The sequence below is a fragment of the Alphaproteobacteria bacterium RIFCSPHIGHO2_01_FULL_41_14 genome (genome assembly GCA_001767855.1).
Classification (GTDB): Bacteria; Pseudomonadota; Alphaproteobacteria; order UBA7879; family UBA5542; genus 2-01-FULL-41-14.
The window spans coordinates 404,017-426,493 of sequence record MEMF01000002.1 but is presented as its reverse complement, the minus strand read 5'-3'; the positions used below and the strand labels follow the sequence as shown (position 1 = coordinate 426,493).

Annotated in this window: 18 protein-coding genes and 1 pseudogene; 11 read left to right on the top strand and 8 right to left on the bottom strand. The window is 44.6% G+C overall.

All coding sequences use genetic code 11. From position 1 onward, the window contains the following. The first annotated feature begins 54 nt into the window (after nt 1-54). Nucleotides 55-1,251, top strand: a complete 1,197-nt coding sequence (locus A2621_02095; GenBank protein ID OFW89677.1) for a hypothetical protein — start codon at nt 55-57, stop codon at nt 1,249-1,251. A gap of 293 nt (nt 1,252-1,544) precedes the next feature. On the opposite strand, the gene A2621_02090 is transcribed toward A2621_02095, so the two are convergent. Beyond that, nucleotides 1,545-1,802 carry a hypothetical protein gene (locus tag A2621_02090; protein ID OFW89676.1) on the bottom strand — a complete coding sequence of 86 codons (258 nt, stop codon included), beginning with the start codon at nt 1,800-1,802 and terminating at the stop codon, nt 1,545-1,547. Nucleotides 1,803-2,145: 343 nt separating this feature from the next. After that, on the bottom strand, nt 2,146-2,364 hold the full coding sequence (locus A2621_02085) for a translation initiation factor IF-1 (GenBank protein OFW89675.1): 219 nt from the start codon (nt 2,362-2,364) through the stop codon (nt 2,146-2,148). A 262-nt stretch (nt 2,365-2,626) separates the two neighbouring features. On the opposite strand from A2621_02085, the gene A2621_02080 reads away from it, so the two are divergent. Both A2621_02080 and A2621_02075 read left to right on the top strand, forming a co-directional pair. Further along, nucleotides 2,627-3,463, top strand: coding sequence for a hypothetical protein (locus A2621_02080; protein ID OFW89674.1), 837 nt, complete (start codon nt 2,627-2,629; stop codon nt 3,461-3,463). 192 nt (nt 3,464-3,655) lie between these two features. After that, entirely contained in the window at nt 3,656-4,003 is a 348-nt protein-coding gene (locus tag A2621_02075; protein ID OFW89673.1) for a hypothetical protein, read from the top strand. A gap of 3 nt (nt 4,004-4,006) precedes the next feature. Here A2621_02075 and A2621_02070 read toward each other — a convergent pair whose 3' ends face one another. Continuing rightward, nucleotides 4,007-4,189, bottom strand: a complete 183-nt coding sequence (locus A2621_02070) for a hypothetical protein (GenBank protein ID OFW89672.1) — start codon at nt 4,187-4,189, stop codon at nt 4,007-4,009. 18 nt (nt 4,190-4,207) lie between these two features. On the opposite strand from A2621_02070, the gene A2621_02065 reads away from it, so the two are divergent. Then, nucleotides 4,208-4,753, top strand: a complete 546-nt coding sequence (locus A2621_02065) for a hypothetical protein (protein ID OFW89671.1) — start codon at nt 4,208-4,210, stop codon at nt 4,751-4,753. A 124-nt stretch (nt 4,754-4,877) separates the two neighbouring features. Then, nucleotides 4,878-5,375 (top strand): hypothetical protein, encoded by a 498-nt coding sequence (locus A2621_02060; protein OFW89670.1) that lies wholly within the window; start codon nt 4,878-4,880, stop codon nt 5,373-5,375. 44 nt (nt 5,376-5,419) lie between these two features. Here the strand turns inward: A2621_02060 and A2621_02055 are convergent, their stop codons facing one another. The 4 genes and pseudogenes from A2621_02055 to A2621_02040 all read right to left on the bottom strand — a co-directional run bounded on the left by A2621_02055 (nt 5,420) and on the right by A2621_02040 (nt 7,850). After that, entirely contained in the window at nt 5,420-6,373 is a 954-nt protein-coding gene (locus A2621_02055) for a hypothetical protein (protein ID OFW89669.1), read from the bottom strand. Then, nucleotides 6,370-6,639 carry a hypothetical protein gene (locus tag A2621_02050; protein OFW89668.1) on the bottom strand — a complete coding sequence of 90 codons (270 nt, stop codon included), beginning with the start codon at nt 6,637-6,639 and terminating at the stop codon, nt 6,370-6,372. Before A2621_02050 ends, A2621_02055 begins: the two co-directional genes overlap by 4 nt. Nucleotides 6,640-6,915: 276 nt before the next feature. Further along, nucleotides 6,916-7,383, bottom strand: a complete 468-nt coding sequence (locus A2621_02045; GenBank protein ID OFW89667.1) for a hypothetical protein — start codon at nt 7,381-7,383, stop codon at nt 6,916-6,918. Between the two features lie 4 nt (nt 7,384-7,387). After that, a pseudogene (locus A2621_02040) lies at nt 7,388-7,850 on the bottom strand (hypothetical protein). 1,506 nt (nt 7,851-9,356) lie between these two features. Between A2621_02040 and A2621_02035 the strand changes: the two are divergent. The 3 genes from A2621_02035 (at nt 9,357) to A2621_02025 (ending at nt 11,968) form a co-directional block, all read left to right on the top strand. Beyond that, entirely contained in the window at nt 9,357-10,121 is a 765-nt protein-coding gene (locus tag A2621_02035; protein ID OFW89666.1) for a hypothetical protein, read from the top strand. Then, nucleotides 10,111-11,235, top strand: a complete 1,125-nt coding sequence (locus A2621_02030; protein OFW89665.1) for a hypothetical protein — start codon at nt 10,111-10,113, stop codon at nt 11,233-11,235. The genes A2621_02035 and A2621_02030 overlap by 11 nt, the downstream gene beginning before the upstream one ends. A 67-nt stretch (nt 11,236-11,302) precedes the next feature. Continuing rightward, nucleotides 11,303-11,968 (top strand): hypothetical protein, encoded by a 666-nt coding sequence (locus tag A2621_02025; GenBank protein ID OFW89664.1) that lies wholly within the window; start codon nt 11,303-11,305, stop codon nt 11,966-11,968. Nucleotides 11,969-12,022: 54 nt separating this feature from the next. Here A2621_02025 and A2621_02020 read toward each other — a convergent pair whose 3' ends face one another. After that, nucleotides 12,023-12,973 (bottom strand): hypothetical protein, encoded by a 951-nt coding sequence (locus A2621_02020; GenBank protein OFW89663.1) that lies wholly within the window; start codon nt 12,971-12,973, stop codon nt 12,023-12,025. A 703-nt stretch (nt 12,974-13,676) separates the two neighbouring features. Between A2621_02020 and A2621_02015 the strand changes: the two genes are divergently transcribed. Genes A2621_02015 through A2621_02005 form a run of 3 tightly spaced genes read left to right on the top strand, consistent with a single transcriptional unit; the run spans nt 13,677 to nt 22,081 of the window. Continuing rightward, nucleotides 13,677-14,384: a hypothetical protein gene (locus A2621_02015; GenBank protein ID OFW89662.1), complete on the top strand. Its 708-nt coding sequence runs from the start codon at nt 13,677-13,679 to the stop codon at nt 14,382-14,384. A gap of 51 nt (nt 14,385-14,435) precedes the next feature. Further along, complete coding sequence (locus A2621_02010) at nt 14,436-21,527, top strand: hypothetical protein (GenBank protein ID OFW89661.1); 7,092 nt, start codon at nt 14,436-14,438, stop codon at nt 21,525-21,527. Next, nucleotides 21,527-22,081, top strand: coding sequence for a hypothetical protein (locus A2621_02005; protein OFW89660.1), 555 nt, complete (start codon nt 21,527-21,529; stop codon nt 22,079-22,081). Before A2621_02010 ends, A2621_02005 begins: the two co-directional genes overlap by 1 nt. Nucleotides 22,082-22,477 lie beyond the last annotated feature (396 nt).

Genomic DNA, 22,477 nt, shown 5'->3' with positions numbered 1-22,477 from the left:
ACGAGGGACGTTAGTTTTTTAAAGTGTCCAAGAAGACTTAACAGGAGGATTTTTATGACTCATTCTTCTCATTCCATCGTTATTGTGGGGGGTGGTTTTATAGGGCCTTTGATGGCCATGACATTGGGGGCCAGATATGGTCGCATCTATCTCATTGACCCCACCCCCACAACGTATCAAGTGTCAGCCCCCACTGATGGGCGGGCTATTGCCCTGACGCAACCTTCAAAACAACTCCTCGAGCGTCTGGGTGTCTGGCCAGACATCGCCCCCAGAGCTCAACCCCTTTTATCTGTGGTCACACAGGATGAGAGCGGTGCCACTCTGCGGCTCAGTGCGAGAGAGGATAACTTTGGAGAACCCTTTGGTCATATGGTAGATTCCAAAGTCATCCGGCTCGCCATATTAAAACAGCTCCACAAACAATCGCACGTTACCTTTTTGACGAATCAAGTGGTTCAACTGGAGTATCAAGACCCCTTTCAATCCTCTCTGGTGGTCCACCTGATCACAGGGGAAGCTTTGCCAGCCTCACTTGTCATTGGCGCCGACGGCGCCCGTTCGCGCCTACGGCTCTCTGCAAACCTTCGCACCCATCAGTGGCCTTACAATCAAACCGCTTTCGTGCGGCTCTATCAGCATACAAGCTCTCATTATGGATGCGCCCATGAGAAATTTCTAGAGACAGGGCCCTTTGCCATTTTGCCTCTTCCAAACCGTTGCAGTTCCATCGTTTGGACAGCCAATGCTGAAAAGGCTGAGGAATTACGTTCTTTGTCAGCCGTTGACTTTGACAAAGCAGCCTTTAAACACATGGAAGGATATGTGGGGCTCACTCCCTACTCTTCCGTCTCTGCTTTTTCTTTAAATGCGCTCTGGGTGCCTTTTTTCACAACACACCGATTGGCCCTTATTGGGGACGCCGCCCATCAGATCCATCCTCTTGCCGGGCAAGGGCTTAATTTGGGCATGCACGATGTGGCAGCCCTTGCAGAAACCTTGGCAGAAGGCGCCGACTTGGGTCTTGATATTGGCAGCCAAACCCTGCTCAAACGGTACGAGCAGCGGCAACGCGCGCAACATCTTGCTTTCTTGGGTGTAACCCATGGTCTAAATCGTCTCTTTTCCAATGACGATGAAACGTTGCAGTGGTTGCGTACCAAGGGGCTTGAGTTTGTGGAGAAAACCCCTAACCTCAAGCAATTCTTTGTGCAGCACGGAACTGGGGTCAAACACCCTGTGGCGCAGTAAACAACCATTTTTCCGTCTCGTTCCCGCACCTCTTTCCGTCATTGCGCGGAAATCCGCCCAAGATTTCCAAAGCAATCCATCTTAATAAAGCTGTCTCCTCTCTGATCATATGCCGGGAGTATATTTAAGACAGCTGGATCCCACGCCAATTCGTGCGAATTGGCTCTGGATGACGACAGGGGGGAAGACTAAAACTCTTCTTCATTATTTTCTCTCAGGGGATACACCAAAATTTATTCAGTTTGTTTCTTAACATAGCGAAGGGACTTCCCAAACAAACCGGTCGTACGCCCCTAGAAATCCTTTTCATTCCAGGCTTTTTCCCACTCTTCTTTCGCCTCTTGTTCTTCTACTTTTACCACTTCTGCGGGATCCCCGGGAATTACATAATGGCCAGAAACCCATTTATAAAGATCTACCATCTTACATCTTTTCGAGCAAAAAGGACGATAAGACAAAGACACCTCTTTCTGGCACAAAGGACATTGTTCCGATTTTTTAGTTTTTTTTTCTGGAACAGACGTCCTCGTATCCTCATGTTCAACTGTCATCCGCCACACCCTCTCATACTCACCCGTTGAAGATATCACTGAACGTTTCCCCAAGACAACTCTTTAATTCAAAGAGAAGGCTTTGACATCCCGCAAGAGGTGATGTACTCGACTGTTATTCCAGATTAATCTTTAAGCATCTTTTTTGGTGTGACTTGTTCCCGTCGCTTTCGCATAGTTACCCTACGCGAGCAACACGGGAATGAAGGATCAAACAAAAAGAGAGAGCTGGTCCAACCTCAGATTTTTGAATTGAGACGAAGCCCTAGGCGCGACGCGTAGTTACCCTACGCGAGCAACGCAGGGATGAAGGATCAAACAAAAAGATGGGGTTGGTGTTGGGCTACTTTGAACGGAAAGTAATCCGCCCTTTCGTTAAGTCATACGGGGTCATCTCGACGGTCACTTTATCCCCCAACATAACTCGAATTTTATGTTTGCGCATACGGCCCGAGGTGTGGGCAATGATTTCATGACCATTTTCTAGTCTCACGCGAAAGGTTGCATTGGGCAATAGCTCAAAGACCTCTCCTTCCATTTCAATTAAATCTTCTTTTGCCATAAAGTTCCTTATTCAAAAATTCAAATCTAGCCGGTCTCACGCCTCATCCTCTTGGCGTCTTAAATTCTACTTCTCTTAACCCTTACGTAAAGATCAAGGGTTCCTTCCTATCCGCAATAGCAGATTTACTCTCTTTTGCCCAGAATAAAGTGTAAGGGTATAGGTATAGGTTCACTAGATATGGAAAAAATATGTTGAATCAGATCCTGAAACCCGATATACGAAACATAGATAATATTAAATGAAACATGGAGGATAGTTGATGAATTTAATCAGAACAACGGCTCTGGGGCTGATACTCGCCCTTGGGGTCACTTTAGGGAATGCGGCTGGGGAAGAACAAGATCTCCCCGTTCAAGTTAGCGCCGTCAGAGCAGAAACACCCGAACTTAGTGTCTTGACGCTCGAGCCTGTTCCTACCGGGAGCATAACCCAAATAGGGGACCTCCTAAAAGATGAAAGCACTCTTCCAGGCCCATTATCCCGCAGCCCAGTAACGGTTCCCCCAGCTGACTTACCAGCAGAAGAAGCTGCTGCAGCTGCTACCTCACCTAACTTATTCGCATTAGAAGATTACGATTCAGCAGCCTCAGATGAGGAAGAAGCCATTGCTCCCTCTGCCCCATTGCAAGAAGGACCTGGTGTTGATGAGAAATCCGATGACAAAGACGCAGCACCAGTACCCCTCGTAGGCGCCCTTTCTAGAGAGACCTTCCCTAGGGAGGCTCTTGACCTTATTTTTGAATACGGGGGCAACCAATTAAATACCCCAGAGACTACTGAGGCAGATGTCATGAAGTGGTTTGTAAGGATCTTCAGAGATCTTAGAAGCCATGTAGATGAGGGAGATGGAATAATGCTAGGATCTATTCAAAGAGTAGAAGCTCTGGAGGAGATGTTAGCGATGACTAATCAGCAAGTCGGTGACCTAGCTGCCCAGCTTGAAGAAGCTCAGGTAATCAATGCAGATCTTCAGATGAGGGTAGATGCATTCGTAGCTCAGGCAAAAGCTCAAACGGCAGCGGACCAAGAAGCAGCAGATCTGACAGCGTCAACTGTGGCAGAACAGACTCATGATGAAAGTGAAGCTCAGATTTAAACTTTTTGTGTGAATCGACTAAAAACTAAAAGGCCAAGGATTTCCTTGGCCTTTCTCTTTTGACCTCGGGTGCGCCTCCCCTAAGGGAAATCGTTATTGCTGTAAAAATCACGTAAATAGTCTATATTAAATCCAGGGATAACCACTTCCATGAAGGAGGCTTCATCAAATTAAAATAGGGAACACACCCAAATGACTTTCGTGAAATCAGCGGCCCTCTGGGTGATCCTTGCTCTCAGCATGGGTCTCAACCATGCGGCAACGGGAGAAGACAAGGATGAATCCCCTCCCCTCCACCACAAAATACTCTTTCTTTTGGGTGAAGTCGACCGGTTAGAAATGCACAATATTAGGCTCAGAAAACAGGTCAATGTCATGGAATCTCTTCTCCGAGAGGTTCTCCTTATTGCCTCTTCGGAAGAGCCGGAACAAAATATAAAAACAGCCTTACAACAGTTGAATCTCGACCAGTTTATCCCAGAATCTAGGCCCACCGAGGCCGACGTCGCGGCGTTTCTTGCCAAGCTCTCCTCCCTCTAGAAATCACTCTCGAAAACATTCATAAAAATTTCGAAGGTGACGGGAAAAAGTGACCACGAGGTCAAAAAAAAGAAACCAGAAAAATCTGTTTTCTCTCCCTCCCCTTTTTCTTTCCATAGATTTTAGATTTTTAGCCCCGTATACTTTAAAAAGGCCACATACCTTAAAAAAGATCGGCTCACACATGAATAATAAAGGTTTCTTATGCGCTTTCTCCTCTTTATCTTAATGACCCTCCTTGCCCTAAGCCCCCCCTTCCCTTCTGTTTCTGCCACCGGCTTCTCGCCAGCAGAAGAAAGCCTTTCCCCCCCGTCCCCTCTCAAACATTATGAAGAATTGATAGAGAGGTGGAAACTTCAGCTCTCTCAGCCAAAGCGCAGCCCTGAGAAACATACAGCTGGTCCAGAGTTAGGGGCTATTATTACGGGCGCTGTCATAGACGAACTTACCATGTTAATCCACGAGCTCCGAGAGGTTAGAAAACAGCTCAGAACCTTCAGATGGGAAGTACTTCCTGCCTATCTGCTAACGGACCAAGAAGCCGCGAGAGAACACCTCACAAAAGCCTTAAAGTGGCAACTTGGGGCAACCGGAGGATCTCAAAACCAACTCATTCTTGAGCGGAAGATGATGCCTCTCTTTGAAAAACTTATTTTTAGAACCCAAAAAACCCGCGGGGTTTTAGGACTCTCCCCTTCTGGCTTTGATTCCTCTGAAGAAAGGAAAAAACCGAAAGACGCCTCCTCCTGAATTTTCTCGCAAAGACAGTGGTTTCCTTTTTTTAAAAAACGGTCGGAGGGGGAAGGCTATCTGAACAACAAGTATTGTCTTTTCCCCCGTAATCGAGTCTAATAAAGGAAATAAGGAGATCTTCATGAAACCTGCTCTTCCTTTTTTTATCCTTATGTTGGGATTATTGTCCAGCTTTTCTCAGGCCATGACAAACGCAGCAGAACCGCTCGGGTCTCCTAATACATTTCATCGCCAAGAATCTTGTCCTCCCTCTTTAAACCGTCCTCCCCTTTCCCCTTTTTTTGTATATGACGACCACAACCAACCCCGGCATTCTTTCGACAATTCCGTCTTTAACAGTTGGGATGATCCTGTAGAGGCTTCGGGGAGCATATTTAACACTGCCATACCCACCTTAGGTGAAGAAGCCGTTGCAGCTGAAGACACCGCCGATGTTTTCTTGACAGAGTCTGTCGCCTCTCAACCACCAACAAAGGAGTCGACGCCATCCTATTGGTACCCCAAGACAGAGGCAGAGCAGGAACGGTGGTATGAAGATCAAATTAGCTTTCAAAATGCGTATTATTTAAACCCAAAGGCTTATCCTGATCTAAATCCTGACTACCTAGATTACCCCTGAGCCAAACCTCAACGCCCCCATAAAAACCACAACTGATCCTACGATTAGCGACCCCAGCTTTGAATCAGCTTTTGCGGCGCAAAAGAAAACCGTGGATCATGCTCATTGCCAAGGTATCCGACACCAGCCGTTCCGGACGTGTGGGACATGGGGGACGGAGGCGCCTGAAACAAGGGCCCTGTGATGGGTGGAGGGGTTGCACTCCAGCCGGCCTTATTCACATAATCTTGATGGGAAGCTGTTTGCCCCCAGAGAGGCGGGGGCATGGTGCCTGACGGAAGAACCAGCGGATGGCCCGGAACCGCCGCCGCCGGTACAGTGGATCGCTCCTCTTGACGCACTGCAGGCTCAACGGTGAGGGGCCCAGGAATTTGGGTAGGCATCTGGGTAGACATTTGGACCTGACTATTTAAGGAGGCGAGAGCCGGCGCCGTAACGGAGGCAGGTCTTGGCGGTTGATCCCCATCAATCACAACACCTCGTTTAGAGCCGGTCAAAACCGACCGATGCAGATTGGTGCGGGGCATGTTTTCCAGCAACGAGCTATGAGGCCGAATGCCCCCCCGCTCTTGAATGGTGTGATCCACCGCCATGATTTGGCTTCGGTCATGGAAATAATCCACCTCTCCCGTCTCCGGATGAGACGGTAACGACGCAGAAGATGCCCCATTTCGGGGTTCTGAAAAGGGAACGGTTTGATGCCCCAGTCGCTCAGACAGCCGATCGATGCGGGCCTGATACTCGCGCTGTTGATCGAGGGATCCGGGCATCGCTTCCAGTTGGGTTTTCTTTTCTTCCAACGCCTGCAGCCGCGTTTCCAAAGCGGCACGATGGGCCGGGTCCTGAGGGTGCCCCTTCAAGGCCGGCGGCAGCATGGGGGCATCACCCCAGCTCGCAAGTGTCATCAGAACAACCCCTGCTCCACGCCCAAAAAATCGCCAAGAAAATTTCAAGACTATTTGGTGTTTTAGGGTCAAAGGAATTTTTTTAATAATCATGGTGTTTTATTTTCTTTCTTCTTCTGAATAGCTCCCTGGTCTTGCGGAGGCTGAGCCTGTTCTAAACGACGATGCCTTTTTTGCGCCAATTGAGAGGCATGGAACGGAAAATTATTTAAAAAAATAGGGGGGAACGTTTCTTCTTTCGCCTCTATCATCCTACCTGGATGTACTCTTAACGCTAAGGAAGTGAACGTCTCATCCCCTGCCGCCCCAAAGACTTCCCCCAGAAGAATCATCACCAAACACAAGACAACCCCCGCCATTCAGTCTTCCATCCCCTCATTTTTTAGTGTTATAACCGATCCCTTATAAAATGAATGCGTTACTCCTCATTCACATAGGTTTACTCCGTTTCGCTGCGCCGTGCCTATGCTCAATTTAAATGGTTCTAGCTATAGATCTTTATTTTTATGGAAGATTTTGGAATGCGGGTCAACCCTTTTTCCATCCTTGTACTCCTTTTATCATTCCCGCGCGGGGCTGGGATCTAGTCTTCCTGAGATCGATTATGCAGAAGCTTCCCCGACACACCACCCAACCTAGAATAACACGCCTTCATAGCACGCGGCTTCGACAGCGCGGCGGGCGATTAACCCGGGCAATTTCCGCCCTTTGGCCCACACCCATCGATGGAACTCGTACGGCACGTCTAAGTGTTCTTGCCGATTCACTTTCATGCGCAGGGTTGAGCGCTGAAACGCCCCTCCTCCCACATTGAATAGGAACGATAGCAGGGCCGCTTCTTGATGGCGTTCCAGCGGTACCGTCACCAACTGGGTCAATGTCCGCCCGCACCGCTGCAAGTCGTGCACCAATAAAACCTCAGCCTCTCTCAGCGTAAGGGATACGAAAGATTCGTACGGCAGCACACGATGCCCCCACCCAATCGTTTTGTATCCCCCTGGGCACGCGTAAGGCACCAGACTCTTTCCCTCAAATTTTTTAATAAGCCTTATAGCCTGAGTATTGACGAAGGTGTCGTCTTGACCATTTACTCGACGATTCATGAGACTACTCTTTCTTCAATCGGCGAATCAAGGCCCGTTGACCAAACCAAAAGGACACCACGGTTGCGAATAAAATCTGGTCTTCCTCATGCCAAATTTTGCTCAGCAGATGCTCCCCATCCGGCCAGGGGCAACCAGTGCCACAACCCATAAATTTGCACCCCCTTCAACCCAAGATACAAGCCAAAAAAAGCATAGGTGATCACCGGACGGACGCTGCCGCTCAGGGCATCCACCCACCGAACTCCCATTTTGGGGGGATATTTATACAGAACCTTTAAGGCTTCTGTCTGACCCACCATTTGTAAGTCTTCCAAGTTGTGGGCATGGCGCAACTTCATCATATCGACTTGCCGATCTAGAATTTTCAGCTCGTGTGATTGGTCGGAACAATCTCGAATATATTTAAAAATCTCGGGCACAAGGCTGCCCACAAACCCTAGAAGAGATCCTAAAAGTGTTAACATGTTTGTTCTTCCTTTCTTTTCACTGTCATTGGTTGAAGGGGCAATCTTTAAAATTTTGAAAAAGAGAAATTTTTTGTTTTTTCATCTGTATTTATGAAAACAAAAACATTAATATCGGACTGACAAACTAGTAAGGAGCGTGACCATGACAAATACTATACCTCCCTTTTTTCCCTCCCCTGAGTCCTCTGAGTATGAGTCTGAAGAAGATTTTTGGATGGTGGATCCGAATCGTACAAATGTTTATTGCGAGCTTGCCTTAGAGGAAGAAGAGGAACCGTTGGACGACGAAAAATAATAAGATACAAAGGTCTTTTTGTGGGTATGCCCCATCTTCAAAGACCCTTTGTTTTTGGATATTGATAACAGGCACTATGTCAGAGCGAAGACAGGCTTTATAAGCTGGATTGCCGCGTCGATTCTTCGAATCTCCTCGCAAAGACGACCTTTTTTTACGCCCCTTTAATTCTGTCGGGGGGTAGATACGTGTTTTTTTGCATTGACACCACCCCTTTTTATCCATTATCTTGATGTAAATATCTATTTTAGGAAGTCTCGTCTTTATAAATCAAAAATTGAGGTCCGGAAATCGGACACTCACAGGGAAGCTTGCAGGAAAAAAGAGGGCTACCTTACAGATATAGAATGAATCAGCTTAGAAAGCCGGACAAAGGTTCGGCTTTTTCTCTTTTAAAGTCGTTTTGCTCTCCTTCCCAACGTGTGTCGGCGCCAAAGAATTACCCCTAAGAATTACCCAAAGGGTTGATTAGCAGGCCTCCTATTCTTCATAAAACGGGGGGAACTGCCTCAAAGGCTGCTCGGTTCTTAGAAGCCTCATTATAGAGCGCAACAAGCAGTTTATATTTTTCACGACGCTTACGCGAAAAGAGCGTACTTCTTATTGTGACACCTTATACTTTGTTTTTCTTTTTTTCTAGGCGACACTCCATCGAGTTCATCTTGTATCTGTTGCTGCTTTTCGCTTGCCTGCCCCTCCAAAATGGTCTCCATGCGTGCCCTTAAATAAGAATCCTGAGAACATGGGGGGGCCAGACTCTAAACCCTTTCCTTCGCGTGATAGGAACGAAAAATCCTGAGGGTGAATGGGGCCATCAAGGTCAGCTACGATCGTTGAAAGGGTACGTTTTATTTCTTGTGGCCTGTCCTCGATTAAGCAATCAGCCTAAAACGCTGAACTTGCCGCCACGGCTAAACTGAATCCACCGAGGCACACCATCCTCACAATCGTCGTTATTTTCATTCTTTTACCTCAAGATTACTGTCTTTCCTTGCCACTTCTCCTTATTATAGAGAAAGCAGAACTTAGACTATATATAGAAGAAAGATTAATAATACAGTATTTTAGAATTTATTTACTTAACTTACCACCCGATACTTTTCCAAAAAAAAGAAAAAACTGTCGGGTGGTGAGATCTGAGTCCGTTTTGAATTGCATCTCCAGAAAAAATCTGATATTTTTCAAATGTTTATTGGAATGGTGGCAAAATGAACTCTATAAATAAGCTATTTTTAGGCGCTTTGGTATTCCTCAGCCTTCTTGTAAGGGATTCTTTTTCAGCAGCGAAAGTACCCGAAGATATAGATTTTTCTCGTTTAAATGTTCTCAGCAAATTTGCAAAAAATGTTTTAGATAACGGTGCAGAAGAGGATTCTTCGACTCCATCAATTTATAGTGATGCAGATTCCATTTCGGAAAGATTTTCTCGCTTAGAGTTGTATCCTACTAAAACCTATGTTTTGAATTTTTACCAAGACGGGATGGATGATGATGCTTTTTCGGAAATTACCCAAAGCCTTTTACCTGAACTCCGGCCAAAGGAAATCAAGTGTGCCATTCTTGATCTCTCCTTTAATTGTTTGACAGCAAAAAGTGCTGCCCACCTAAAAGAATGGAGAGATACTTTAGGCTGTGATTTTATTAATCTTAACGGCAACTCAGACTCTTCCAAGAAAAATATTGCGAGGCTATGCAAAACCTTAGAAACTTTAGAGAAAGGAGACAAACAAAAAGTTTCAGATTTTATGTCTCACATAATCTTTCTTCCTCAATATTATATTTATCAAGCGTCCACACGAGTACAAATCTATAGACAGCTGTTAGAAGAAGGATATCTTCCTAGGAATTGGGCAGACCGTCATCGAGAATATTACAAAAAAAGAGCAGGAGCTCACCCCATTTCTTTCTCGGAAGAAACGTGGGATACCGATCCTGATCAAAGCAGTTCCTTAAGAGACTTCGATGCCTCATAAATTAACGGCTTTTCTTCTCTCCTTTTTAACAGGATTCTTCCTTTATTCTTTCTCAGCGCCCTCGGATGGATCATGGGGGCTTTGTGATCTGAAGGATACCGCAGGTCATCCTATTACATTATATGGACAACCCGTTCTAAGACTCCATCGAGAGCTATGGGAGAAGGAAAGAAGAATTACTGCCCTTGACCGTCAAGAAAATAGAGGCAATACAACTAATTTTGTAACCGCAAAACTAGGTTTTTACAGAAAGGACGATCAAACTGGAGAAATGCAAGCTTCATTTAGGGAACTTCATGAACTCTTCTCCCTCTCTTCCTTGCCCCTTGTTTTTGACAGTTCGGCCAAAAGATCTGATATGCAAAAACTCTGCACACCAGAAATGAAGATTTCTATTCGAGAGTCTCCTCTTGCTGTGGAAGAAATTAAGAGGGTTGTAACCCAAAATTTCACACCTCTTAGAACATGTGAAAAAGAAGCTTTAGGCTTATTACAAAGGCAACTTAAAGTGTATGAAGACTCCTCTGAAACAGCATTCAAGGCTTTCGAGTCTTTTCAAAAAGAATTTGACAATTATCAATCCCACTTTCGTAAAATCATGGCAGAATCCTCTTTAATCAATCGAGGGGTTTATGTTGATATGCCTCTGTCTGATGGATCCGGGGAGCTTAAAAATCAGGAAGAAAAGTGGAGAAAAACTTGTGAGCGTGCTACAGCTGCTTTTAATCAATTAATAAAAAACTTCTACCATAGTGAGCCTAGAGTTTTACGTGTATTCCAGGAGAACTCTATCAACTTTCTACCTCACGAACCTTTAGAGAGCGTTATTCTTCACCTCCATTCCACGTATAATAGTTGCGATTGTTGTCGAATGCAGTTTACAGGAGCCTGTTATAATTGGCTGTATGGTAAAATGAAAAATTATCATGTGAAATTCTTCCACATCGTTGTGACCTGGTTTGGAGATCCAAAAAGACAAATTGAATTTGGAAATCCTAAAGAGTATACAGAGATTAGTGATCACATGGCGTCCATCACCCATACTCACTTAGAATCCCCCTTCACTGAAGGCACGCCGTCTTTTGTGACGTTCGTTAAGCTGCTATCCATTTAAAGATCTGAAGTATTGGCGCTTTATGTCCCCGCTTGATTCCTGATCTCGCTCATGCCATCATGCCCCCATGGCACATGGACCCATTCAACTGACCCCCGAGCTGTATGCATATTACCAATCCGTGGGATATCGCGAGCCCGCCGCATTGGCTGCCTTGCGGTCGCATTTTCAGCATCACCCCCAACTGCACCAACATACCTTACCCGAGGCCGCCCAATGCCTTGCGTTATTAGTTCAGATTGCAGAGCCGCATCATATTTTAGAGATCGGCACGTTTATCGGATACTCTACCTTGGCTATGGCCTTGGTGATGGGGGCCCAGGGCCACCTCACCACCTGTGGAACAGATGCGCAGCTGGCAGAAGACGCCCGTGTGTTCTGGGATCAATCAGGCCGTGGCCCTCAGATCACCTTTCGCCAAGGTCCCGCGCAGGTGACTCTCGATCAATTAGAGCAGGAGGGTACCCCTGTTGATTTCATTTACATTGATGCGAACAAGCGCGGATACGACAACTATTACGAATCAGCCCTCAGACTTTGTCCCGCAGGAGGCCTCATTGTACTAGATAATACGCTTTCAAGCGGAGATGTGATTAACCCCCATCCCGCGCCCTATGCCCAGGCCATCCAAGACCTGAATGCCAAGATCCATGAAGATACCCGCGTGGATATGGTGTTGCTGCCGCTCGGGGATGGTTTGACCGTGGTCCGCAAACGGGGATTATTTTCATAAAAAGTCCATGTAAAAATGGAGTCTGACTCCATTTTTACAAGAAGAAATTCTTTCTTAAATCCAGCCCACAGGGATTTGGACGATCTTATCATGGATCCATTCGATAGATCGGCCATGGTTGATAACGATTCCCAAGGGAAATTGGTGTTCTTCTACGAACTGGATTAAAGAAGAAATTTGTCTCAACTTCACGGTAGAACTGTATTTAATCTCTATGGGCAAAACCCCAAAAGGCCCTTCTAAAATAAGATCAATCTCTGCTCCATTTCTCGTCCTATAATAAAAAGGCTGCCAGTTTGTAACCAGCGTTGACTCTAATCCTTTCAAAAGCTCCTCTATAACGAAAGATTCAAAAGAAGCACCGACCAAGGGATTTTCACTCAATTCTTCAAGGGAGCTTATTTTTGTTAGATAATGAAGCAGACCTGAATCTCGAATATATCCTTTCGGCATTTTAATAACTGATTTGATAATATTTTTCTCGAAACTCGGCAGAGAACGCCACAAAAAAGTGCCCGTCACGATATGGAGATATTGTTTTATCGTGCCTTCATTGACCTCTAGCGCTCGGCCCATGTCTCGCTTATTGAGAATCGTTCCAGATAATTTAGAAAGAATGCTGAGAAAACGACGATAATTGACTTTATTAAGAGAAGGAAACAGCCTCGCTATATCTCGGTTAATATATGTATCCCTGTAGTTTTCCATCCATTGATTATAGAAAAGCGGATTCTTTGCCAGTAAGGGCTCTGGATACCCCCCCTTCATCCAAATAAAGTCTATCTCTTGGCCTGAGAGGGGTTGGGAACCAGAAGGAATGCGTTCAGGTGAAATTTTTGAAGCAAATAAATTATAGAAAGGACTCAGAGGTTTTTGATAATACTCATTTGCTTTTAGAGTTCCTATTTCTAATATCCCAACTCTTCCCGCCAAAGTTTCTGACGTCTGAGAAAGAAGATCGGGGCTACTAGACCCTGTTATAATAAAACTTCGTTTTAGAGACATACAAAGCGGTGTGGGATAATTGCTTCGCGTCTCTGAAAATGAATTAGTGTGCAGATTACGCACTACATACTGCAAAATAGGGTGAAGAGAACTTTCTTACTGATGGATGTATTAGAAATTTACCAGTGTTTTATAATCGATTAAACATGTATTACAGACTAATATTATGGAAGTTAGATATACTTTTGCTACGGCACAAAGATGTTTGAGTGGTTTAGTTTTGAAAAAAAAGCGTGTTCACCATAACTCTTAAAGGGAGAGTTCTTTAAACTGTGTCAGTTGAGATCTTTTTACCAAACAATCGGCGCTGGTTGCTTGGTAGTCCCACATAAAATGCCTGAAGAATATAAGTTTTATTGTGTTAACGAAATTCCCCCCCTTGGTGGCGGCGCATTTTTCAAAAGAAATTATTTGATTCAGAGAAGAGATTGTAGAAGGCCCCACCAAACACGATGATCATTGGATGAGTAATGATGCTTTCGAAATGCTTGAGCCTGGGGACATTATAGAAAAACACTATGGAAAATTAGGACTACAATAAGGAGGGTCCTTAAAAAAGCTGATTTTTGGTGTAAAAAATTAGGTTTGCTAAAAGATACTCTCAGTTAACTTAAGGTATTCATAAATTGATATACCTCTTATTGGTTTTTTGATGTATGTTTCTGAAAATATTGAAATATCAGCAAAGAAATTGAGGGGAAGAATGACGAAGATTGGAAAGTTTATATTGGGAGTCAGCGTGTTAAGTCAGGGTCTCATGGGGTACACAAGTGCTTTGGAATATGACGGGGGGCATTATGCCCATGCTTTATCAGCGGCGCCTCAGTGGGAAGTGAGGCCTTTGGAGGACTCGGGGAACAGTGCACTGGATGGATCTGCTCGGGAAGATTTAACACCTAGGAGTGTCATTGACTCTGAACCATTTTATACAAAAAAGAACAGGGGAAAGATTTTCTTAAAATTCCACGAGAGAAATTTTTTGGGAGATAGGGAAACACATAAAAATACAGTTACAGAAGAATATGAAGAAAAGATGAGACCGGGGGAGTGGGTGAGAGATGCAGAAAGAAAGCTTTCCAGACTCATCGTCAAATCTTTCTTTGTGAAGAATAATGTAGAGGTTCCTTTTGGGGAGGAGGAAAGAGAATCCTTTCCGTGGGTCCGTGTAGAGCCTTCAGAAGAAGACCGTCAGAAAACCATCGAGGAAAATGGAGTAAAATATGAATTTGCCTCTACAGAGGATATTTGGGAAGTCTCTCCAGGCGTGCAACTTCATGAACCAAAACCATTTGAAGAGTGGAAAAAGGTTTATGTAGCAGCGCCTCCCGCACCTCAAGAGGCTCCTAAGGCACAGACCCAATCTACCGGAGGGGGGAAGAAAAAAAAGAAAAAAGTTCTTGGTTTGTTTTAACGATAAACAGGACACCCTATCTTTTTATTCAACTATTGTGGAGGAAATAAAATGAGGAAAAACCTATTTGGGCGGAGATGGTTAATTGTTAGTCTTCTTTTATTATTTTGGGAGGCATTCGGCTCTGCCTTTGTTTTTGATGAACCAGATAATACGAAAGCCTATTCTTCAATTTTATATAATGGTCCTGTTAAAATAGGGATTGACAAAAAAAACTCCCTTTCAATTTTAGGTCTTCAAAATTTAGAAGTTTATGGACGAGAGGGAGAGAAGAAAAAAGCTATCTCTGTCCAAGAAGGGAAACGCATTTTCCTTAAGAAGGGTCTCAACCAACGGTATTTAGGGTGGAGTAACGGATTAAAAATCGACTTTTTTGTAGACAGCGAAGGAAACGCAAAGATTTTTTCTCTTGAAGGATCCAAAGGTCTTTCTTTTGTAACTCTAGGAGGTCTGACAACCTATAATATCAACTCTTGTAGCAACATCTTTTTGAATAGTAAAACTTATGAAAATATAGGTCTATTCTCTTTTGGGGAGGAAGCTTCTGTTGTAGCGGATAGTGGTATTTGGGGAAGCAACCTTTTTAGAGGAAATCGTCTAGATCTTCGTAGTGCGGCCTTCATTAAATTTGAAGGAGGATCCATCGAAGGGCTTCACACAACGTTGAGGGCGCCGTCTGTTTCTCTTAATTTTAAAAGCCTCATTACGTCCACTCTGTTAGAAGTCATCGCAGAAAAGTTTGGGTTGAGGGAGAGTCGTATCTTTTCTGCCACGGCTCAGGTGACCTCTAAAAAGTTTTTCTTAGATCAATCTTATTTCCATGTAGAGAATCCTTTTAGTTACACGGGGGATGTTTATAGAGCGGGGAACCACAGTACATTCAGAGGAGAAGGGGCTCTTATTTTTAATGTAAAAGATTTTGATAATTTAAGTTCCTCTATTGGAAGTACAAAAGATTTTTCTATAAATCTTTCAGTGGCGAGTCAGAATCCTCTTCTAAATCATCATGGCCGTCTCTTCTCCTTGGGGGACTTACTTATAAATGCGCCTCTTAGAACCCTTGACAACATCGGAGGGGCTATTTTAAGCCAGAATGAAATGGACCTCAACATAAGAATTCTTAACAATAAAGAAGGGTCTCTCCTTATGTCTAAGACGCTTTCTGCCAGAGCGACAAGAGTGTACAACACTCATTCTAAGATAAGGTCGGAGCAAACTTTAGATATGAGAGTCTCTGAAGGGATTTCTAATGCTATCGTCGCCCTTATTTCTGGTGGAACGGTTAGAATTCAAATCGGAGAGTCCACCACACCCATTCTCAGCAATAAAGATTCTAGTTTTGATAGATATAGCCAGTCTCATGCCAAACGGTTTGCGGAGGCGTCATCAAACTCAACAAAAGAGAAAGAGGGTGGGGATAAAACAGCGCCTGCAATAGATGAATTATTAGGAAACTTTATTAATTCAGAAGGATCTTCCGTTGTTGGAGAAACGTTAGTGGAGACTAAGACAAACGGGGACATAGTGAATGGGGATTGTTCAAAAATTGAAAGTCCTGAAGGCAGAGTTTCTTTAGAAGCCCAAAGTCGGATCTTAAACCATGATGAGTCTACAATTAAATCTAAAACCAGCACGCATCTTGCAAGCCTACAGGGAAATATCTTTAATAATGACGGCGGCGTTATTGCTGGACCCGAGGTTATACTAGAAGCTCAAGATCTCATTAGCACCGCGAGGGGACGGGTAGAGTCCACTCATCAAATAAAGATGGGAGGGAAAACACTTGATAATACGGAAGGAAAGATATTTTCAGAAGGAAATATTGATCTAAAAAAGATGCGGAAGATTTCAAACATTCGAGGAAAAATAACGGCAAAAGATCAGCTATCTCTCAATGAAACAGAACTTCATCTCGCGAATGGAAGAGGACAGATAAAAGCTAAACAAAAAATTGAGTTTAAAGAACTTAGAGGATTAAAAAGTCGTACGTTATCTCAACACGATATTGATGCTGGGGGCACAATTGAGTCTGAGGAAAAAATATCTTTTGAAGGCGTTGAAAATTTACCGTCTTTTTTGAGAGGAATATTAACAGCTCCTATTTTAGAATTCCACGAAACAGCTAGCCAAAAATCGAGAACTTTAGAAGAAATATTGGGTTATAAAAGCCACCTAATTGATTTAAACTGTGAATCCTTATTCATCACCTATGGAGGTGTTATTCAGAATAACACCCCTCTAGAAGACCTTCCCTACAGTTTGAACCTCCAGGGGCTTGAATTTTATAATAGCAGTATTCTTAAGACGAAGAAAAAACTTACAATAAAGGCTAAAACAATCATCAACGAGGCCAATCTCGATGTGGAAGATAGAAGAGAGGATAATTGCTTTCCTTTTCCATATTTGAAACATGCAAAAGAAGACGAGTTCTTATCCCAAGTGTTTGAGGACTTGGATTTTCGTTTCTCTAGCAAAGAAAAGCCTCCCGAATCAATATTCGGGGCGGAGAAACTCACTTTGGTTGGAACAAAGCAGATTTTTAATTATGGAGGAATGGAGTCTGCGGGAGATACAGAGTTGGTCTCTCCCCATATCCAAATGGGTTGGGCGATCGGAGACGAAGAAACAGAGATCCTGACAGAGGGAGATGTTCGACGAGACAAGTTTGATTGGAAACATCATTTTTATAAGTCTCAACCTAATTGTTATTTGAATGTAGGAGGACAACTTTTTATCGAAGGCATTCGAGAGGGGAAGTTCCTCAGCACCTTGGGGTTAGTACAGGTTCAAAAGGGTGTCAGTGTAGAAAATTTAAATTTATTCCTCAACTTTGGAGGAGCCTTTCATATAGGGACGCAACCAGAAGAGTTTAAATGGAGAGTTCCCTACTTTTTAAATATGTTGGGCATTATTGATACAAGCATCGTCTCCCATCGGTATTGGCAGATAGATTATGCCAACACAGATCCGGCGGAATTCAATATAGGAAAAGGAAAATTAAAACTCAGAGATATAGTTTATGCGTTGAATGCCGCAAGCTTTTTGTATGCGCCAGGGGGGATTGAGATTGAGGGGATCCCAGAAGAACAAAAGAGAAAGTTCCTAAACACCTTTGAAGCGGATGATCAGGGGGCCAGGAGTGAGGTTGGTATTGATTTTGCAACAAAGGTTGTGAACCAAAATTATGTAAAAACCCATATCCAAACCCTTACGAAGACAGGGGTTGATGTTTCTGTGGAAAAGCATTCGACCTTTGGAATAGGGAGTAAAAGTAAATCCTATACGTATTGGCGGCGGGACTATCCTGAAGCGGGGACAAGGGGGGTTGTTCATGCCGTCATGAGTTCGGCAGAAAAAGTTGGTGTCACAGGCATAGGCGAAGCGGACCTTTCGGGGAATATGGTGAGTGATACCATCAACGTTCAGGCCACGGGGGCTGTTACAACGGGATATCAAGGGAACATTAAACTCCCAGAAGTTAAGGAACTTCCAGAATTTATGGAGATACTTCCTGAAGAAACGCATGGGTTTGATCGTCAGATGTATGTAACTGCTCCAGAAGAATCTCCTTATATTTTACAAACGAGTTTGAAAAGAAATTTTAAGGAAAAGATCCCCATGGTTGTTATAGAGGGGGCTGAAAAAGTGGAAGACCTTGAGTCTTACAAAATGCTTTTGCCTCCTGAAGACATTCAGGGGCTGATGACCAGACTTCTTCATAGAAAAATGAATACGGGATATATCCCTTCCATGAAACAAGTGGCAGATGCAGGAAAAGCTGCGTATGATGCTGCGTTACAAAAAAATCCCTCAACAGTTGCTCGAAAAAACTTTGTCTATCTTCCTCAGGAAAGTGGGGGAGAGCCCGACCTAGAGTCTGAAACTTATTATAGAGAGATTCTGGTCATTACTCCTGAGGAAGTGGATGAGGGGTTATATTTCGTTCCAAAAATTATTAATGAGAAAAAATGTTTGGTGCCCGTCCTTCATTTGAAGAAAGGAACCCTTCATCCGGATTTAAATCGTCCGGATGGCGCTAATATTGCAGAGAAAGAGTATGTCATTGATACAGAGGGTAAAGTTATTCTAGATGGTGTCAACATTGGAAAAAAGAAATTTAAAGTTCGTGGAAAAGACGGGGTTCATTCTTCTTCCCATACATATGAAGAAGATGTTTCAACGAAAGAAAGGAGCGCTTCGGCAGAAGGAGGATTCTTATCGAGTTCGTCCAAGATACAAGAGACGACCCATCATCATACAATACGTCGGCCTGGTCTTCTAGCAATTGCAGGATCAGGGCAGGACGGGAGTGTGGCGTTTGAGTCAGATAAAGATATTCTCTTAACAGGCATGAATCTCATTGGGGGCGATGTGACTCTTAATGGGTGGCGGGTTTTGCTCAATACGTTAGATCTTCAAGAAAAAATTCTTAACGACTTGGGCCAAGAAGTGATTCTCCCCACTTATGTGCAGACGCTTGTGTTTGGAAGTAAGAAAGGACATATCAAGGCCAAAATTTTTGAGAACCATGGAAGTTATTATCTCACGGTGAGAGACAACATTGTTGAGGCCGAGTATGAGATCAAGCAAGAATACGCGTCTAAGGAATATCGACAAAACCACACATGTCGAGTAAAACAATCGGCTTTCTCAGCCAAGGCGACAGAGGACGAACTCTATCAAACGGCCTTTAGCACCCCTGAGATGGGAAGTCTGGAAGGAAGCTTAAAGCTGTTGAGTCAGGTGATTACAGCAGAAGGGATTGTACGAGCGCCAGAAAGGGAGCTCATCTTCAAAGGGGAAACGCTCAAGACGGGGGCGAAGGCACGTCATAACAAACACACCTCAACCATGACACAAGCCACATCGTTTGGTGGGGCAGAGCAAAAAAGTACTACAGAGATGCCTCAATTTTTAGACACGCATGTTGAAGGAAAAACGATCCAGGTGGACACAAAGACCGCTGACTTTGAAGGAACGACGATTCGTGGAGATAAACTCACGGATATGACCACCCAAGGGATGACCGTACGCCCCACGGTGGAGGTGATGCTCACACGAAGTGAATCGAGCCAGAGCGGCTTCTTTGGAACGATGGGAACGAGAACGGAAGCAGGTCAGGAGGTAGAACATCGGTCCAGTGTAGACGTAAAAGAATGGGAATCTATTCATGTGCCGGCTCAATTTACAAACGTGGACTGGGATAAGTATGCAACGTTAATCAGCGGGATCGACCCGGAAGAGAGGACACGTCAATTAACCTCTTGGGTGCATACCAAAAGATTTTCTACCGGTATTGGGCAGGAGGGTGCCATCATTGTTGCGCTTGCTGTGTCCGTTGCGACAGGGGGTGCCGGGAGTGGTATCTTAGCCGTTATGGGGAATGCAGCCTTCAGCACTCTTTGTTCCACGGCGGCTGTCACCTTTCTCCAAACAGGAGGAGACCTACAAGCAACTTGTCGAAGCCTCGCTTCGGTGGAAAGCCTCAAGACGGTTATCGCTGCAGCGGCTACAGCTGGGGTTGTGAACAAACTAGCGCCCACCTTAGGTATCACGCTGAAAGGGGCTGATATGACGCCAGCTCAGCATGCAGCGAGAGCGGTGTTTACGACAGGCACCCAAACAGCTGTAACAGCCCTTGTCAACCAAGAAGCACCTGATCTAAGCCAAGCAGCACGGCTTATGGTTGCAAATGTTGTGCAAGGGTATGCGGCTAACCAATTAGGAAAAGCAAGGGCTGCAAACCAACCCAAAGAGGCAACCGGTTCTGTAGAGTCCTTAGATGGAACAACCCACAAGATTCTGCATGCGGCCGTGGGCGCTGCGGCGGGGGCCATTCTGGATCCGAAGCATATAGGACGTGGCGCGCTGGCCGGAGCGATTGGAGCGGCTGTTGCAGAAATGGTTGCAGAAGGGCTCACGACAACAACATCGACTCAGGAAGAGATTCAAAGAAATGCCAACACGGCTAAGATAATGGCGGGGATCGCTGCGCTTGCCACCGGCCAAGGGGGGGTGGGCACTGCAGTTCATACAGGGACGACAGCAATTGATGAAAATTTCCTACAAACCATGGAGTTGATAGCTCAAGAGCAGCAGGATGAGGACCAAGGGATACTGAGTACTGGGGAAGTATATAAGCAGGTGTTAGAGAAAGCTGGGCAGAAAGCAAGTAGCCTTCTCGATGGAATAGAAGAGTCTGATATCTGGATAGTGAAAGCCATAGGAAGGGGCTTTCGTCGGGGAGACCTCGGTCCTGTAAGTGATTTTAAAGAAGTGATCTCAGACATACAGGCACAGAATGAGAGAACATATCATGCGACCCTAGAATCATTTGTAACATCAAGGGATTCGTCGGAACTGTTTATGATACAACAAACAGCCCAAAACATCGCTGAAAGCGAAGCGGTATTGGGAGCATTTACGCTGTTCGGCGTCAACACCCCTGCTGAGCAACGCTTGCCGCAAAGTTTTTTGGATCAGATAGGCAGAGCCTTTTTGGTAGGCGGTCCCCTTGTGAAAGGAGCAGCAAAGGTTTTAAAAGGTATAGGAGGATTTGTTGCTAGCGCTGATGAATCCATGAAACTGTTCGACATCTCTCGTTCTGTTGTTCGTCCAAAAATGGTGGCTAATACCTCGGGTGCTGCACGTTCTACTGTAATGGCAGAATCGACCGGGGCAAGGGCTGAGGTGTTGGTGGGGGAAGTTAGAAAAACCAAACCCGTTGATACAAAATGGGCAGGGGGTGCGGTAGAGTATATCCGAGACATGGAAGCCCGATCTGGGTTTAAATTTACCGAACTGCAAAAAAAAGAATTGGCAACTGCCATGAGAACGGGTAAGTTTGAAAAGTTGACACCTATGGAAAAGCAGCTGCATTCTGATTCTTTTACGAAAGCTACAAGGCAGAATCTCATCAGTGAATGGGAACATCATACGGGGCAAGTGTGGCCATTTCAGATGCGCAATATCAGAGGAGAGTTAAAAAAAACACGAGTTGATGCGCATCATATTATTCCTCAAGAGGTAGGAGGGCCACACGTTTGGTGGAATATGAAACCAGTTTCTTTTGGAGCCCAACACCAAGGTGGCATTCATGGGACAGGGTCCCCTTTAAATAGGTTGTTAGAAACGAAACAATAATGACTTACGAATATTTAAAACAATTTATTCCTGGAGGCAGTGAAGTTAACGACAATTGGTTCTTGCCACTAAAATCTGAAGAAATTGTGACTGCAGAACAAAAATTGGGAGTTAATTTTCCATCTCAATTAAGATCTTTTTATCAGGAAATTGGTTTTGGAATGTTACGTTCCCCTGAGATTCCTCCGGCGGGATACGAATTTTATAATAATAACGAAATTCTTCCTCCCTTGGTGGTGGCTCATTTTTCAAAAGAAATTATTCGATTTAGAACAGAAACTATAGAAGGGCCTGCAGAATGCGAGGATCATTGGATGAGTAATGCTACTCTCGAAATGCTTGAACCTGGGGATCTGCCTTTTTTTGAAATTGGGGATTCTTCGAGGTTTCTTATTATGAGACCAGCTTCTCATGACCCTAATGCAGTATGGACTCCTAGTCATATAAAAATAGAAGATTCCTTCGAAAGATTTATTTGGCGACTGTATTATGAGTCACCTTGGTTTTATGACGACATCATCGAAGCTCATTACAACAAATCAAGATTATCATAAATTGAGAGGATCTAGACGAACATAATTGGTTTGGATAGGTTAAAACCATACATAAACCAAGTGAAGGGTAAGGCTGCAGCTGTAACCAGGCCCTGGCAGAAGAGATACAGGTATGGAAGAAGCAGAATCCGAGACAGGCCCTTTTGGTTGACAGTATAGCGAGGGGGCTTCCTGCGCAGGGAATGCTGGAGACAGTAGAGACTGCGATGACTCTACACGAAGGAGTATGTCCGGCGCGTATTACGCGCAGCCGGAGTATCTGGCGTTGCAGCTGAGAACCTGATGGATGGAGCAGAGGTGGTAAGCTACCTCTATCAGCCTGGTCGAGCAGCAGTCAAGGGAATGGGGACAAAGGTTACCTCACGGATGGCCGCTGGCCTGCTCCCAAAGTATGGT